Origin of the sequence: Listeria farberi (genome assembly GCF_014229295.1) — a bacterium.
Lineage (GTDB): Bacteria > Bacillota > Bacilli > Lactobacillales > Listeriaceae > Listeria > Listeria farberi.
In genome coordinates this window covers 189,332-204,108 of record NZ_JAARZL010000001.1, presented here as the reverse complement: position 1 = coordinate 204,108, position 14,777 = coordinate 189,332, and the positions used below count along the sequence as shown (strand labels likewise).

The 14,777-nt window shown below is 34.9% G+C and carries 18 protein-coding genes; 5 read left to right on the top strand and 13 right to left on the bottom strand.

Going from position 1 to position 14,777, the window contains the following annotated elements; genetic code table 11:
- Positions 1-15: 15 nt before the first annotated feature.
- Entirely contained in the window at positions 16-828 is an 813-nt protein-coding gene (locus HCB38_RS01010; protein WP_185637267.1) for a Cof-type HAD-IIB family hydrolase, read from the bottom strand.
- Between the two features lie 138 nt (positions 829-966).
- Here HCB38_RS01010 and HCB38_RS01005 point away from each other — a divergent pair, with 138 nt between their 5' ends.
- Together HCB38_RS01005 and HCB38_RS01000 are read left to right on the top strand one after the other, a co-directional pair.
- The gene (locus tag HCB38_RS01005) at positions 967-1,521 is read left to right on the top strand and encodes a TMEM175 family protein (RefSeq protein WP_185317949.1); all 555 of its coding nucleotides are present in this window, start codon (positions 967-969) and stop codon (positions 1,519-1,521) included.
- A gap of 79 nt (positions 1,522-1,600) precedes the next feature.
- Positions 1,601-1,900, top strand: coding sequence for a hypothetical protein (locus tag HCB38_RS01000; protein WP_008946832.1), 300 nt, complete (start codon positions 1,601-1,603; stop codon positions 1,898-1,900).
- Positions 1,901-1,952: 52 nt separating this feature from the next.
- On the opposite strand, the gene HCB38_RS00995 is transcribed toward HCB38_RS01000, so the two are convergent.
- The 5 genes from HCB38_RS00995 to HCB38_RS00975 all read right to left on the bottom strand — a co-directional run bounded on the left by HCB38_RS00995 (position 1,953) and on the right by HCB38_RS00975 (position 5,406).
- Positions 1,953-2,363: a 2'-O-methyl transferase gene (locus HCB38_RS00995; protein WP_185317948.1), complete on the bottom strand. Its 411-nt coding sequence runs from the start codon at positions 2,361-2,363 to the stop codon at positions 1,953-1,955.
- 1 nt (position 2,364) lies between these two features.
- Positions 2,365-2,568: a helix-turn-helix transcriptional regulator gene (locus HCB38_RS00990; RefSeq protein ID WP_185317947.1), complete on the bottom strand. Its 204-nt coding sequence runs from the start codon at positions 2,566-2,568 to the stop codon at positions 2,365-2,367.
- A gap of 126 nt (positions 2,569-2,694) precedes the next feature.
- On the bottom strand, positions 2,695-4,089 hold the full coding sequence (locus HCB38_RS00985; RefSeq protein ID WP_185317946.1) for a polysaccharide deacetylase family protein: 1,395 nt from the start codon (positions 4,087-4,089) through the stop codon (positions 2,695-2,697).
- A 289-nt stretch (positions 4,090-4,378) separates the two neighbouring features.
- Positions 4,379-5,188, bottom strand: coding sequence for a ZIP family metal transporter (locus HCB38_RS00980; RefSeq protein WP_185317945.1), 810 nt, complete (start codon positions 5,186-5,188; stop codon positions 4,379-4,381).
- Positions 5,189-5,214: 26 nt separating this feature from the next.
- Positions 5,215-5,406 (bottom strand): hypothetical protein, encoded by a 192-nt coding sequence (locus tag HCB38_RS00975; protein WP_185317944.1) that lies wholly within the window; start codon positions 5,404-5,406, stop codon positions 5,215-5,217.
- A gap of 508 nt (positions 5,407-5,914) precedes the next feature.
- On the opposite strand from HCB38_RS00975, the gene HCB38_RS00970 reads away from it, so the two are divergent.
- The 3 genes from HCB38_RS00970 (at position 5,915) to ppsA (ending at position 9,434) form a co-directional block, all read left to right on the top strand.
- Positions 5,915-6,142, top strand: coding sequence for a hypothetical protein (locus HCB38_RS00970; RefSeq protein ID WP_185317943.1), 228 nt, complete (start codon positions 5,915-5,917; stop codon positions 6,140-6,142).
- Between the two features lie 57 nt (positions 6,143-6,199).
- Positions 6,200-6,556 carry a hypothetical protein gene (locus tag HCB38_RS00965; protein WP_185637265.1) on the top strand — a complete coding sequence of 119 codons (357 nt, stop codon included), beginning with the start codon at positions 6,200-6,202 and terminating at the stop codon, positions 6,554-6,556.
- 277 nt (positions 6,557-6,833) lie between these two features.
- A complete protein-coding gene (ppsA, locus tag HCB38_RS00960) occupies positions 6,834-9,434 on the top strand; it encodes a phosphoenolpyruvate synthase (protein ID WP_185637263.1) in 2,601 nt (866 codons plus the stop codon).
- 41 nt (positions 9,435-9,475) lie between these two features.
- Here the strand turns inward: ppsA and HCB38_RS00955 are convergent, their stop codons facing one another.
- From HCB38_RS00955 to HCB38_RS00925, 7 genes are all read right to left on the bottom strand, one after another.
- Positions 9,476-9,898 (bottom strand): NusG domain II-containing protein, encoded by a 423-nt coding sequence (locus tag HCB38_RS00955; RefSeq protein ID WP_185637261.1) that lies wholly within the window; start codon positions 9,896-9,898, stop codon positions 9,476-9,478.
- Between the two features lie 12 nt (positions 9,899-9,910).
- The gene (locus HCB38_RS00950) at positions 9,911-10,303 is read right to left on the bottom strand and encodes a DUF1149 family protein (protein WP_185619847.1); all 393 of its coding nucleotides are present in this window, start codon (positions 10,301-10,303) and stop codon (positions 9,911-9,913) included.
- Between the two features lie 68 nt (positions 10,304-10,371).
- A complete protein-coding gene (locus tag HCB38_RS00945; RefSeq protein WP_185317938.1) occupies positions 10,372-10,752 on the bottom strand; it encodes a VOC family protein in 381 nt (126 codons plus the stop codon).
- A 15-nt stretch (positions 10,753-10,767) separates the two neighbouring features.
- On the bottom strand, positions 10,768-11,775 hold the full coding sequence (locus HCB38_RS00940; protein ID WP_185317937.1) for an inorganic phosphate transporter: 1,008 nt from the start codon (positions 11,773-11,775) through the stop codon (positions 10,768-10,770).
- A 107-nt stretch (positions 11,776-11,882) separates the two neighbouring features.
- Positions 11,883-12,275 carry a hypothetical protein gene (locus HCB38_RS00935; protein ID WP_185317936.1) on the bottom strand — a complete coding sequence of 131 codons (393 nt, stop codon included), beginning with the start codon at positions 12,273-12,275 and terminating at the stop codon, positions 11,883-11,885.
- On the bottom strand, positions 12,266-12,682 hold the full coding sequence (locus HCB38_RS00930) for a DUF4064 domain-containing protein (protein WP_185317935.1): 417 nt from the start codon (positions 12,680-12,682) through the stop codon (positions 12,266-12,268). The genes HCB38_RS00935 and HCB38_RS00930 overlap by 10 nt, the downstream gene beginning before the upstream one ends.
- 132 nt (positions 12,683-12,814) lie before the next feature.
- Entirely contained in the window at positions 12,815-14,749 is a 1,935-nt protein-coding gene (locus HCB38_RS00925) for a BglG family transcription antiterminator (RefSeq protein WP_185317934.1), read from the bottom strand.
- Positions 14,750-14,777: the final 28 nt, after the last annotated feature.

Here is a 14,777-nt window from a genome sequence, read left to right as displayed (position 1 = left end):
AAGCCAAAGACCATCTCAAGATCTTTGGCTTTTTTTCATATAATCTTCTATAACTTGTAACACGCCCGCCTCCTTATTAGAAGGGGCAACAAGTTTCGCAGCAGTAAGAACTTCCGGACTACTTTCTTGCATCGCGTAACTATGCGTCGTTAATTGCAACATTTCAATATCATTATTCGCATCGCCAAAAGCGAGTAAATCATCTGGCGCCACTTGCCATTCATTCAATAGTTGCTGGATCGCGCTCCCTTTCGTCACACCCGGAATAATAATATCAATACTCCCATGCCCGCTCGACACAGCGCGAATTTCACCGGCAAACGTTTGATTTAAATCTTCCACAATTTGCCCAGTTTTAGCCACTTCCACATCAAGCGCGAATTTAATAAACGTATCATCCGGAAGCACATCGAACGAATCCACCTCTTGCAACTCAAAATAATACTTTTTCGCGAATGCTTTAAAATTCGGATCAGCTGCTTTTAATAGATACGCACTTTTCACCCCACAAAGAATCACTTGCAAATCCTGATATTCTTGAATCAAGGTCCGTAAAATCTTTTGAACTAATCTTTTATCAAAACGATTCACACTAAGTAAGTCCCCTTGATGAAAAATGACCGCGCCATTTTCAGCCACATAAAAAAGTTCCTCGTCCTTTCCAGGAAAAAATGATTTAAGCTGATAATATTGATTACCGCTCGCAACAATAAATTTAATCCCACGCTTCGCTAACTCTGCATAAATCCTCTCAAACCTAGCACGGTCATATTCACCATTTCCATCTAAAAAAGTTCCGTCCATATCTACAGAAATCGCTCTAATCATCCGTTTAAACTCCTTTTTAAAATTGATTTTATTCTATTATAACAGAATAAATTGCTCCTGCTTTTTTTGCTTATAAAATATGCTATACTAAACTAACCCATAGCATAAAAAAACAAGACATAAAAGGAGGGCCAAACTTTGTCAAAAGGAAGACTAGAAGCATTTAGTGATGGCGTATTTGCAATTATAATAACAATTATTGTTTTAGGAATGACTTTACCTGATGTCTTTACCGCAGCAAGTACACAAGCTTTCTTATGGGAAATTTTTATATTTATAGAAGGCGGGTTAATTATCGGACAATTTTGGTATTCACATAGCAAGCTGTTTGATCAAGTCACGTCCATTTCCACATCTGCTGTCTTATTCAATATTTTATTTTTACTAGTTTTGTCACTTGTTCCACTATTTACAAAAGCAATTATGCAGCATTCAGACATGACCGCACCAATTATCGGGTTTGTTATTACTATTTTAATTACTTCCGTGATTTTCCAATTATTGCATCACGCGGTAAACGGAAAAAGTTCTGGTATTGATAACTGGAAATTTCGAATCGCTAGTTTTATATTTGTTATCGTACTTGGTATTATAAGCTTTTTCACTCCACAAATAGCAACAGTTTTATTTATTATGTTCCCGGTAGCTGGTTGGATTATTCAACTCACCAACCACCATCAGATAAAAATATAAAAAAGTCAGCGGAAAATTTCGTTGACTTTGTTTTATTATTTTGTTATTCTAGCACTAACAACAAGAAAGGAGCATAATTATGAGAAGCCTGGATGCAGTAGAAATACTCAGACGTGGCGAAACCATTGAGCGTTATAAAGAAGGCGGAAATTCGATGTTACCCTTGATTAGGTCGATGCAACCTGTTCGTTTAGAACCGATTGGCACGAGGGAACTTAAAGTGAACGATATCGTATTTTGCAAGGTTCGCGGTAGTTTTTTTACACATAAAATCAGTAAAATCCGCGGTAAGCAATATCAAATTTCTAATAATCACAAACACGTGAATGGTTGGATTACACGTAATAGTATTTATGGCATTGTCACCAAAATTTGGTAAATGCTAGGTAACATGCAACGAAAAAGTTGGATGTTTTTTATTTTGCTTAAAATCATACTTTTTTCCGAATAATTTCCAGTGCAATCATATATGCAAAGCAGAAGATAAGAAAAATGATTGTCAAACTCGAAATGGAGATTTGTTCAATCCCATATAAATTAAGCACAATCAACACAATTGGTATCGTCAAAGCTAAAACAATAAGCAAATAATGGGAAAATGTTTTGCGATTATTGATATATCTTTCATCTTTTTCCATTTTTTCTTTCTCATATTCTCGCTTCGTTTTTTCTTCAGATAAAAATACAGAACTCAGTATACCAATTAAAGTTGCAATAACCATAATAATTGGTGTACCGATATCTCCAATTATTTTTTCCCCTTTAATAATTCCTAATAGTGGATACAAATATACAATAACTACTGTTACCAGAATACTTCGATTAATGATGTATTGTTTCATACTAATTCTCCTCCAGTTGAAAAATCTCCTCTATTGTTAATCGAAAATAGTGTGCTATCTTTAAACTCAGCTCCAAACTAGGATTATATTTACCAGTTTCAATAGCATGGATGGTTTGTCTTGAAACTTCTAGCTTGTGAGCTAATTCAGTTTGAGCGATACCTCTTTCTTCTCGTAAATCTTTCACTTTATTTATAACCTTCATTCAAATACCACCTAGTAAAGATAACTTTACGTTTAGTATAAATGATATTGTTAAAAACGTAAAGCTATCTTGACACTTTAAATAAAAAAAGTAGTGAAAATGATTGCTCACCTTCACTACTTTTTCTTACTTCACCATTCTCGACTCACTTTTATCGAAATATTGCTTCCCAATCTGCAATTTCTCTCCAAATAGTTCGTCAATAGTTACAAATTCGTATCCTTGTTTTTTTAATGCTTTAATAGTTTTATCTAAACTTGCTGCTGTTGTTGGATGAATATCATGCATTAGCACAATTCCACCATTAGATGCACCAGATAAGACTCTTGAGGTTACTACTTTCGGATTTTTATTTTTCCAATCTTCCGTATCAACTGACCATTGTATTATCGGTAGGCCAATCTCTTCGGCAACTTTTTTATTTACCGCACCATATGGAGGCCGCATAGTTGTTGGAAAATATCCAGTTTGGTCATATACTGCTTTTTGCGTTTGCAAAATTTGATTATATACCTCTTTTTCAGAAAGCTTGGTTAATTGCGGATGATCCCAAGAATGACTACCAACTTGGTGCCCTTCTTCAAGTTCACGTTTAACTAACCCCGGATTATTAATGACGCTTGACCCAAGTACAAAAAATGTCGCTTTTACATTATTACGTTTCAATGTTTCTAGTACTTTTGGTGTTACTGAAGCACTTGGACCATCGTCAAAAGTAAGCGCAATGACTTTGTTTGTTTTTGCTTTTGGTATTTCTGGTGCTTTTACGCTACTCGGTAAGTATCGTTTATTTACAGAATCAGCAATATCAGCAAGCTTTACATTTATTTTTTTGGGTCCAGAAATCCCTGGTATTTCCACTGGTAAAATTAGTTCAGAGTTAGTAAGTTCAAAATTAGTTTGATTCCATTTCACTAAACTCTTAATTCCTCCAAGTTTCCCAACTTCTTTTAAAGGAATATCCCCTGTTCTAATGAGTTCTTGTTCAACTACAGTTTTTAAATTTAATTTTGTTTCGTCATTCTTTATTAACACATCCCCAAGTGTTAACAACGCGCCTGTTTTGGCGTCAGTGACAATGTTTTTGCAAATATCTTTTTTGTCCTTAAGAGTATATTTAGTTTTACCTTTTTTTATATACTCGGATTGGACAGCTTTGTAAGACACTACTTGCTCGGCCATTTTCTGCTTTTGATAAGTATAAAAAATAATCCCTTGCTTATCTTTGCTTAGTTTTTTTATTTCTGCAGATTTAGCCTTTTCCATCTCTTGCTGGATAATTTTGTTGTCTTTTTTCGTGGAAGTTTTAGGAATATACGAAATAATTTCTACTCCATCCTCTTTCTTATCCAATCGGCGAAAGTTACCTTCGTCTTGGTCTTTCATTAGTCTGTCCATCTGCATTATTACTTTGTTGCGCGACTTCGAAAGTTGGTATTTTTGGAATCCTACGACACCAACAAAAACCACGACAATAATGAGAATCGTAACTAGTGAAAATCTAAACCATCTTATTTTCACATTATGCACCTCACCTTTAGAAAAACCTTCCCCAGTTTTTCTTATAAAACAATTATACATGAAAAAAAACAAGTTTCTAGTTTTTGTACTAAAATAGGAAAATGGAACTAACAGAACCGTAACATTTGTTACAAAAAAGACACGGATAAAGTGGGAGCTTTTTTCCGTGTCTAGTTTATAGTTACAGGATTACCCCTGAAAACTAGCATATTGTGAAATATTTCACTATTAATTTTACCGCAAAAAAACGTATTCCGCAAATATTAGATTACGTTTTTTGAAGATATTTTTAACCTAATGCTACATCCAAAACCATCATTACAGCAAAGCCAACCATAGTTGCCACTGTTGCTAAGTCAGCTGAACCCTCAACTTGTGATTCTGGAATTAATTCTTCTACAATAACAAAGATCATCGCTCCGGCTGCAAAAGCTAACGCAAAAGGCAAAATCGGTGTAACAAAAACTACTAGAACCGCACCAATTACAGCAAAAATCGGCTCTACAACAGCTGACAACTGTCCATACCAAAAACTTTTACCTCTGGATAGGCCTTCACCGCGTAATGGAATTGACACGGCTGCTCCTTCTGGAAAATTTTGAATACCAATACCAAGCGCTAAGACAATCGCCGTAATAAGTGTCTCTGTATCCCCAGTTATAACAGCCCCAAAAGCAACACCAACCGCTGCTCCTTCTGGAATATTATGAATCGTAATCGAAAGCACTAATAAAATACTTTTTCGAAGTGATGTTTTAGGACCTTCTTTTGCTTGTTCTGGAAATCCAAAATGCAAGTGAGGGATAATACGATCAATTACACGCAAAAATATACCTCCGAGTAAAAAACCAACTAAAGCAGGCACAAACGAAAACTTCCCTAAGTCCTTACTCATATCTATAGCGGGTGCAAGAAGTGACCAAAAGCTTGCAGCAAGCATAACTCCCGCAGCAAACCCTAACATTACATTGCCCCATTTTTTATTTAAATTTTTAAAGAAAAATACTAGTGATGCTCCGGCTGCTGTACAAGCCCATGTAAAAATCCCAGCAAGTAATGCTAGCAAAACCGGATTTAGTGACGATAAGTAGTTTAGCAATTCACTTTCTCCCTTTTCCTATTTCTTTATTTAGCAGACCATCCTTTTTTGAAACCTTGGACAAATGCTTGAGATTTATTAATACCTGTTTTCACAGCCCAAATAGAACTATAAATAGAGATTTTAGCAGCAGTTCCAGCAACTTCTCCAGTTTTATGTGCAATTTTTTCTACCTTAGTACCGATTTCTCCACTAAGTTCTTCAAGTGATTTTGTCATAACGTGCACCTCCCACCCTTTCTCCTCTTTCATGATAAAGCAATCACCTAGAATATTCAAGAGGGTTCAACTGTACTACTTTTTGTAGTATACTCCTGTTGAAAGTCCCTACAGAGAGGAAGATTACTATCGAAAAAAGTTTGAAAGAATTTGCTAAATTAGCTTTTTATTTGATTCCTATCAGCTTTTTATTAGTTTTTATTGGGCCTGTTTTAAGTTATTTTAATATAAATATCCTATTTTTTTCAAATATCGTTTGGCTGCAATCTGTAACCATTTTCATGATTTTAATGCTCTTTTGTGGTATTATCCTTAGCTGTCTTGCAGAACGGATAAAAAAGTAGTTTTTGGCTTTATTATATCTATTTATTTAAGTGAAATTTGATTTTAGTGTATATTTTTAAAAAAAGTTTTGAAATGGCCTACACTCTGTGGTATAATTTTCTTGCATTTAGAATGATTCTAAACTGTTATTCAAATGCACAAAATACATCTAGGAGGGAACAAAATGTCACCACAGATATTAACATATGTCATTTTAGTAGCAGCGACACTTTATTTAGTGTCATCAATTTACCCTATTATCAAAGCTAAAAAAAATAATTATACTGTAGTTGTTAGGCCTTTACGCATCATTGCAGCTGTAATAGTTATTCTATTAGCAATTTTTGCGATTGTTACTGGTAATACTTACGATAGCATTATTGATTCTATTAACACGAAGTATCGTAATTAAATGGAAAAATGGCGGAAAATATTAACCCAAGTAACTTCTAGTCTTGGCGTCGTTTATTTGCTTATAATGTTTGGTTTTTATAAGAAAACTCTTTCGGATAAAACTCTCCCAGATAGTTTCCAAACAGTTTTCTTAATAGGAACTTTTGTATTTATCGTATTGTTATTCGTTATACAATTGCATAAAAAAACAATTTTTCTTTGGATTTTAACCGTTTTTTGTTTTTTTATTTTATTACTTGTTTTACTTGCTACTTTTCAAAACGTTTGGCTACTTCCGTTTTTTAACGTTTGTTTTGATTGGATAAAAGCTAATTCTGTAATAGCAATATATGGAGCTATTTTTTTAAGTGGCGGAAGCCTTTATATTTTAGGAAAAGCAAATGCACATTATAAAATTTTTACAAAAAAATAAAACTTTACCCAATCATATCAAGACATATATTATTAAAACAATCGGTTAAAAAGTAATTATTAAACGTGTGTAATTAAAGTAAAAAAAAGCAAAATTTCTTATTGTAAGAAATTTTGCTTTTTTTGTTCATTTTAATTGAAATAAAGCCAGATTTATGATAAATTTATATAGATATAATCACTAAATATTTTTATGTAAAGCAATCCCTACTTTAATTATACAGTATCCAGCACATTACAGTCAAGCATTATTTTAACAAAAAATTGGAGGGCGCCAAATGAAGCCATATGTATTGAAATTCCATGAAATCAATGAATCAAACGAAGCTATTGTGGGTGGCAAAGGAATGAATTTAGGAAAGTGTGCCAAAATAGAAGGAGTACTTGTTCCCCCGGGTTTTTGTGTGACAACGGAAGCTTACCGAGAAACCTTAACTGCAAACCATGAATTTCAGCATCTACTTGACAAATTATCATTACAAAAGTCTAGTGATAGCAACATTATTCGTGAAATCAGCTTGGCAATCCAGGAACTAATTGAAAACATCACGCTTTCAAAAAGTTTAACATCCACAATTAATCAAGCAATTTTAGATTTAGGTGCTAACAGACCTTTTGCAATTCGTTCTAGCGCAACAGCTGAAGACATGCCACACGCATCTTTTGCCGGTCAACATGACACATACTTAAATATTATCGGTAAAGATGAAATTTTACGGCACATCACTAAATGTTGGGCTTCTTTATTTACTGAACGTGCTATCATATACCGTATTCAAAACAATTTTGAACATAACAAAGTAGATCTTGCCGTTGTAATTGAACAAATGGTTTTTCCTGAGGCATCCGGGATTTTATTTACAGCAGATCCAATATCCTCTAATCGCAAAACTCTATCTATTGATGCTAGTTTCGGCTTAGGTGAAGCACTCGTTTCAGGTTTAGTTTCTGCCGATTCGTATACAGTACAAGAAAATAATATTACGCATAAAATGGTTGCTACTAAAAAATTAGCCATTTATGGATTAAAATCTGGTGGGACTGAAACTCGTGCTTTAGAAAAATCCAAACAAACCGCACAAACCCTTACAGATCAACAAATTTTGCAATTAGCTCGCCTCGGAAGAAAAATAGAAGCTCATTTCGGTCACCCGCAAGATATTGAATGGTGCTTAGTTAATAATGTTTTTTATATTGTACAAAGTCGACCCATTACAACTTTATATCCTATCCCTGAAGTGAACGAACCAGGAAATCGTGTTTATATCTCTGTTGCTCACCAACAAATGATGACAGATGCGATGAAACCACTTGGACTCTCATTCTATTTAATGACTACCCCAGCTTCCATGTATCCAGCTGGCGGGAGATTGTTTGTAGATATTACGGAAAGCTTATCTTCTCCTGCTTCCAGAGACATGATGGTTAACACTCTTGGCCAATCGGACCCCCTTATTAAAGACGCACTATTAACAGTTATTAATAAAAAAGGCTTCTTACAACCTATACCAGCTGCCCCTCCTACTACAAAAACTAGCCAGCAAATGAAGCCAGCAGCACGAAATATCCCTGAGCCAGAAATTGTTTTTGAACTGATGGAAAATAGCAAGACCTCTATTAGAAAACTTCAACAAGCTATCCAAACAAAAGCAGGTTCTGCTTTACTTGACTTTATTACAGAAGATGTGCAAGAACTGAAAAACATTCTATTTAACTCAACTAGTATCGATGCCATTATGGCCGGAATGGATGCCTCAGCTTGGTTAAATGAGAATATTGATAACTGGCTTGGTGAAAAAAACGTAGCTGACACGCTGTCCGAATCTGCACCAAACAATATCACTTCACAGATGGGACTCGCCCTACTAGATGTAGCAGATGTTGTTCGACCTTATCCTGCAGTTATAGCATACTTAGAACAAACTAAAAACCCTTCTTTTTTAGATGAAATAGACACTTTAGAAGGTGGTAAAGAAGTAAAAAAAGCATTAGAAAACTATTTGCAAAAATATGGTATGCGTTGCGCCGGAGAAATCGATTTGACTAAAACACGTTGGATTGAAAACCCGTTAACTCTTGTTCCACTTATTTTAAGTAATATTAAAAACTTCGGACCTAATGCAAGTAAACAAAAATTTGAGCAAGGGGAAATGGAAGCACGCAGTAAAGAGCGTGAAATTTTACAACGCTTAGAACAACTTCCAGAAGGAAAACAAAAAGCAGCTGAAACAAAAGCAAAAATTGATATTTTACGTAACTTTATCGGTTACCGGGAATATCCAAAATATGGTATGATTAATCGTTATTTTATATATAAACTCGCTTTATTACGAGCTAGTGAACAACTTGTGCAAGATGGCGTTCTTCATGAGAAGGAAGACATCTATTACCTTTATTTCGATGAACTACAACATGTCATGCGCACAAATAAAGTTGATTATCAACTCATTGATACCCGAAAAAATGATTTTATTGCATACGAAAAGTTAACACCGCCACGGATTCTTACTTCTGACGGGGAAATGATTAGCGGAAAATATAAGCGTGAAAACCTCCCTGAAGATGCAATTCTAGGGCTTCCCGTTTCATCTGGTACTATTGAAGGTCGGGCACGCGTTATTTTAAATATGGAAGAAGCTGATTTGGAAGACGGAGACATTTTAATTACCGCCTATACAGACCCTAGCTGGACACCAGCATTTGTCTCGATTAAAGGACTCGTTACCGAGGTTGGTGGGCTGATGACACATGGTGCGGTAATTGCTCGGGAATATGGTCTACCTGCTGTAGTTGGTGTTGAAAATGCCACTAAAATGATTAAAAATGGCGCACGTATCCGAATAAATGGAACTGAAGGATATATTGAACTCCTAGATTAAATAAAAAACAGCAAGCCCACTATTTGGCGCTTGCTGTTTTTCTAATTTGGCACAATTAAATCAGTATCAGAATCTTTACTATCTTCCTGCGTTGATTTTATTTCCACGAATACTTTATGGGGTAAACAAACAATAGTGTCACCAGCTTTAGATTTCCAGCCCATTTTTACGCCAACTTGGTCGGGGCTGTTGTCTTCTTTGATGCGAATTCGCTCGCCGTCTACTTCCATCAAATTATATTGTGGACCTTTTCCTTTAATCGTAAATTGTTCATTTCCCTTATGCCCTGTTAGCGGAATTTCCCGAATCACTTTGCCATTTTGCGAAATGATTGCTACGACTTCATCGCCGGTATTTTTAGCCTCAGCAATCGAAAAAAATAATAGTGGTAAAAACGAACCCAAAATAAGTGTAAAGATAATTACAAAGTCAAATGGGCGTACCATTTTCATATGAGAGCGCATTTCTTCTCCTATCTAACCGTTGTGATTGGCGTTAAAATCTAAACTAACTCCTGGCTCATCGAATGCAATCTCTGTCACATCGTAAGTTATGCGTTTAATGTAATCAATTAATGGATTTGACAAAGCTTCTACATCTGCTGCTTCTAAATCAGAAAATTGACCAAAAAAGTCTTTCAACTGAATAATACGGCTAATTCGACCGTCAATTCGAAAGTTTTCAAGTGCTAGTAAAAAAGGAATCGTAATTTTAAAAATTTTTCCTTTGGCCATTAATTCTACGTTTCCGTCAACGGGTTCTACTTCGTGGACTTCTAGTTCAATTTTGTTTTCAAACGGTTGATTTTCTTCCATCGTTGTTTCAAAGTTGTATTTTTCTACAACTATTTTATTAGTTACAATATCCATAAACCCACCTCATCAATAATATGTATAACTGTATACTACATGATAAATAAGTTAGTGACAAATAGGTACTAACAAGTGATTTCTATTCGATTACCTTCTGGATCAAGGACGACACTTTCATAGTAGCCATCTCCAGTAGTTCTTGCCTCGCCCGCAACACTAAAACCTGCTTGTCTTATTTTTTCTGTTAATTCGTCCACAGCCTCTTTTGATTCAGTCGCGATTGCAATATGCGCCCAGCCTAAACTTTCGCTAGAGTTTTTCCCAGCAACATCTATGCGGCTCATAATCTCTAACCTTGCCCCACCTTTAAAAGAGAGAAAATAGGATTTGAAGCCTTTTGTTTTATTTTCGTACAATTCATTTGCTCTTGCACCAAAATAAGTCACATAAAATTGTTTCATTTTTTCTAAATCTTTTGTCCATAAAGCCACATGTTCTATTTTCATTTGAATTCCTCCTAATTATAAGAAAATGGCTGCTGATATCCAGTATACCACTGCCGCTAACAGCCCGGCTAATGGTAATGTGATGAACCAAGTGACAACCATATTTTTACCTGTACGCCAGTTTACTTCTTTTTTATGATTAGCAGTCCCAACGCCCATAATGGAGCTATCAATCACTTGCGTTGTACTCACTGGTAAATGGATTAATGTAGCTGACATAATTACCGAAAGTGAACTTAAATCCGAAGCCACTCCTGTTACTGGCGTGATTTTCATAATTTTTGTTCCCACTGTTTTGATTATCCGGTAACCACCGACGGACGAACCAATCGCCATAGAAGCCGCACAACTTACTTGAACCCAAAACGGGATTCCAGCTGACTCTTTTAAAAGTCCGCTTGCAACTAAAGCGAGTGTGATAATCCCCATAGTTTTTTGAGCATCATTTGTACCATGCGAATATGCTTGAACAGCAGCAGTTCCAATTTGAATAAAACGAAAACGCCGATTCATTTTACCAAGTTTTTTATCATGAAAAAGGGATTTAAACAGCGAATAAACTAAATAACCAACTGTAAAACCAATGATTGGTGAAATAATTAACGCAATAATAATTATTGTAAATCCAGACCAGTTAAGTACACTAAAACTGCTAGCTGACGCAATAGAAGCACCCGCTATCGCACCAATAAGAGCGTGCGAGGAACTACTAGGCATTCCCACAAGCCAAGTCATCAAATTCCAAATTACTGCTGCGATTAAACCACATAAAACCACAAATTCTCCGTTATTTAATGAAAAAGGATCCACTATACTTTTTGTAAGCGACTCAGCTACTCCTGTAAAAGAAATCGCTCCTAAAAAGTTCATCACAGCAGCAATCCCAATTGCCACACGTGGTTTTAATGCTCTAGTGGAAATGCTCGTAGCAACGGCATTTGCAATGTCGTGAAACCCATTTATAAAATCAAACGCTAACCCCATTATAACGATAATAACCGTTATTACAATAACCGTATCCATTTAGCAGTTCCCCTTGTTTAGATTCACTTTTTTATAGTCTATACCCTTTTTATGTAAATATAAAAAGAATCTACTCCGTATTTGGCAGCAGATTCTTTCAGATGTTATTAAAATTCTTCCCAGTTATCCATATCATATTGATATTCATTGTCATAATTATAATCGTCCATCATATTGTGCATTCCGCCATCGTTTGCTACGAAAAACAGCAAGAAAATGAAAGTAATAATGACGATAAAGGTATTCACTACAGCTATTCCAATTCCACTAATGAGGAGCCCTAAGTTTTTTCTCATTACCTCACCTTTTGTACGAACGATAAGATAAATAGCTAGAATAATAATTACATTGATGAAAATCATTAATAGGCACCACAGAACCGCATTCATACCACGTTGTTCCGCATCTTTATAAATCCAAACTGCCAAAAGCGCTTTTGCTGCAAGTCCTAAAAACATAGCAAAAATCAAAAATATTGGAAAGAAGACTGCTATTCCCATTTTATCCCCTCATTTTCTCTAAAATTTGTTTTGTATTCTTTTTTGGTAAGAGTTAAAATTCCTGCAATTAAAAATAAAATACCTTGTATTGAAAAAACTTGCAATCCTCCTAAAACAATAAAACAAACAGCAATTGTTTTTACTTTAGAGCTGTTATTTTTAATTTTAAAAGCTCCAATAAATCCAAAAACAGCTGATGCTACAGTAAAAATCACGGCAATAATAGAAAAGAAAGTAAATATCCAAGACATTATCATTTCTTCAGAACCACCATAAGTCATTGTTGAACCCGATAAAACAATTGCACTAAATCCAAAAACTACTGCATATAATGCTGCTGCAAAAAAAGTAATGATACTAAAAGAAGCCCCTATTATGAGCAAAATAAATTCTGTTTGTCTATTCATTAAATCCTCCATATGTATAATTATTCTTCTTACTAGTGTACCATGAAATTCACTTTGACCAAACGGTAAAATCAAAAAGTTCACTAAAACTTCATTAAAAAAGCTACTTCCTTGATCAAAAGGAAGTAGCTTTTACTTTTTCTTTAAAATATCATTCGCTAAATTAGTAAATGCAGTAAAATCTTTTAAGGTAGCAAGTTTTTCACCATACTCTTCGCGAACTAGTTCTACAAGTAGTTCATAGATATTGATTGCTTCTTCATAGTCATTTTTACTAATACATAATAAAAAGACAGCGTGGACAGATTGTTTTTGATCCCATTTAATCGGATGGTCTAAAATTCTGATGACGATTTTAGTTTCTTTAGCCATCAAACCTAAAGGATGTGGGATGGCGATTCCAGTTCCGAGGACCGTTGAGCCAAGCCTTTCTCTTTCGATGACAGAATGCAAAAATTCTTCTCCAACAATATTTTTACTTTTTAGTGACTCAACCATCTCTTCCAAAATCGCTGTTTTATTAGTAAGCTTACTTCTCGCAAAAAAATGGGCATCAAAAAAAGTGGATAAAAAGCCTCGATTAAGGTCTGTTTGTTCCTGAATAATTGTACCAAGCATTTTTAATTCTTCATTTGTCGGGATATTGCTGATTTTAATCACTGGTTTATTTTTTTCTGGAATTCTGACGGTGGAAAGAATAATATCTTCCTCAATATGAATAAAACGATTATATTCTTGAATGGAAACAACTTTAGTTATATCTAAATTACTTACGGCTGATTTTACTTTCGCTTCTACAATCCGTGCAGTTCCAAATCCCGAACCACACACAATAAGCGCTGATTTATGGCGATAATAGGATATTTGATAGTTTCGTTCTAAAGAAGCCCCAATATGTAGCGCCAAATAAGCTAATTCATTTTGATTAATATCGTACGGATAATCTTTTTTTAGTGATTCTACTGCATCTAATGTAATTTCGTAAGCAAGTGGGTAATATCGTTTAATATGCTCGGTCATTGGATTTTTTACAGTCATATGATATTTCACACGGTAAAGCATGGAATGAATATGCGCAATCAAGTCTTTTTTCAGTTGTAAATCATCTTGCAAACGGTAAAAATATTGCGATTCAATCCGATTTAACATCCCTTCTATATAGGCGTAATCATCAAATTCACTAATTTCTTTGTCTTCCACATTCAATATCCGTTTACTAGCAATTTGGAGAAGTAAATAGTTTTTGTCCCCTTCTGTAATTTCAATTTCAAAAAGAGAAGCTAGAATGGTAGCTAAATTATTTGCGATAGCAATTTCTTCTTTGCTAACATCTGTTAACTCAAATTCTTTTAAAGAATGTCCTAGTTCAATCCGTTCTACTAAAATCATCATATGTAAAAGTAAATTTTGAAGTGCTTCATCTGTAAAACGAATGTTAGTTGCAAAGAAGTAATCTGTCACAGCTGACATTAACTTTTGCAGCTTCTCTTTTTGTTTATGCCACTCAAAAAATGTTTCTAAGTAGGACTCTGGCGCTTTTTTCGAGGCAATCAGAGCAGTTAGCGTATAGCGCATTTTTTCTTCTTCTCCAACAATTTTCACGCCACTTCCTGGTTTTGAGACGAGCATTAAATCATACGAAGCGATAACTGTTCGGACTTGTTTCATGTCATTAGAGATTGTTGCGCGACTGGCAAAGAGGGTATCTGCCAAATCTTCTAGTTTAATATAATCGGCACTTGATAGAAGTAAGAATATCTCATATTTCACGCGTTCTTCTGGGTTATCTAAGTCAAAATAATCCGCATTTTTCGGTTTATTTTTGTCGACTTGAAATGCTTCAAAGGCAGCGGAATCAAGAATTTCGATTTTATACCCTGCTCCTCTAGTTAAGGTAATGGTTGCTCCATTTGTTTCGAGAAATTCGGTTAATTTGGCTATGTCCGTTCGGATTGTTCGTTCTGAAATATGTAAATCTTGGCTGAGTTTCTGAGCTGATAAGTAGCTACCCGCATCAAGGAGCATGCCGTATAATATTTCCAAACGTTTATAAGCAAAATATCCCATTATGAGCAGCTCCTTTTTTAGGTAATTA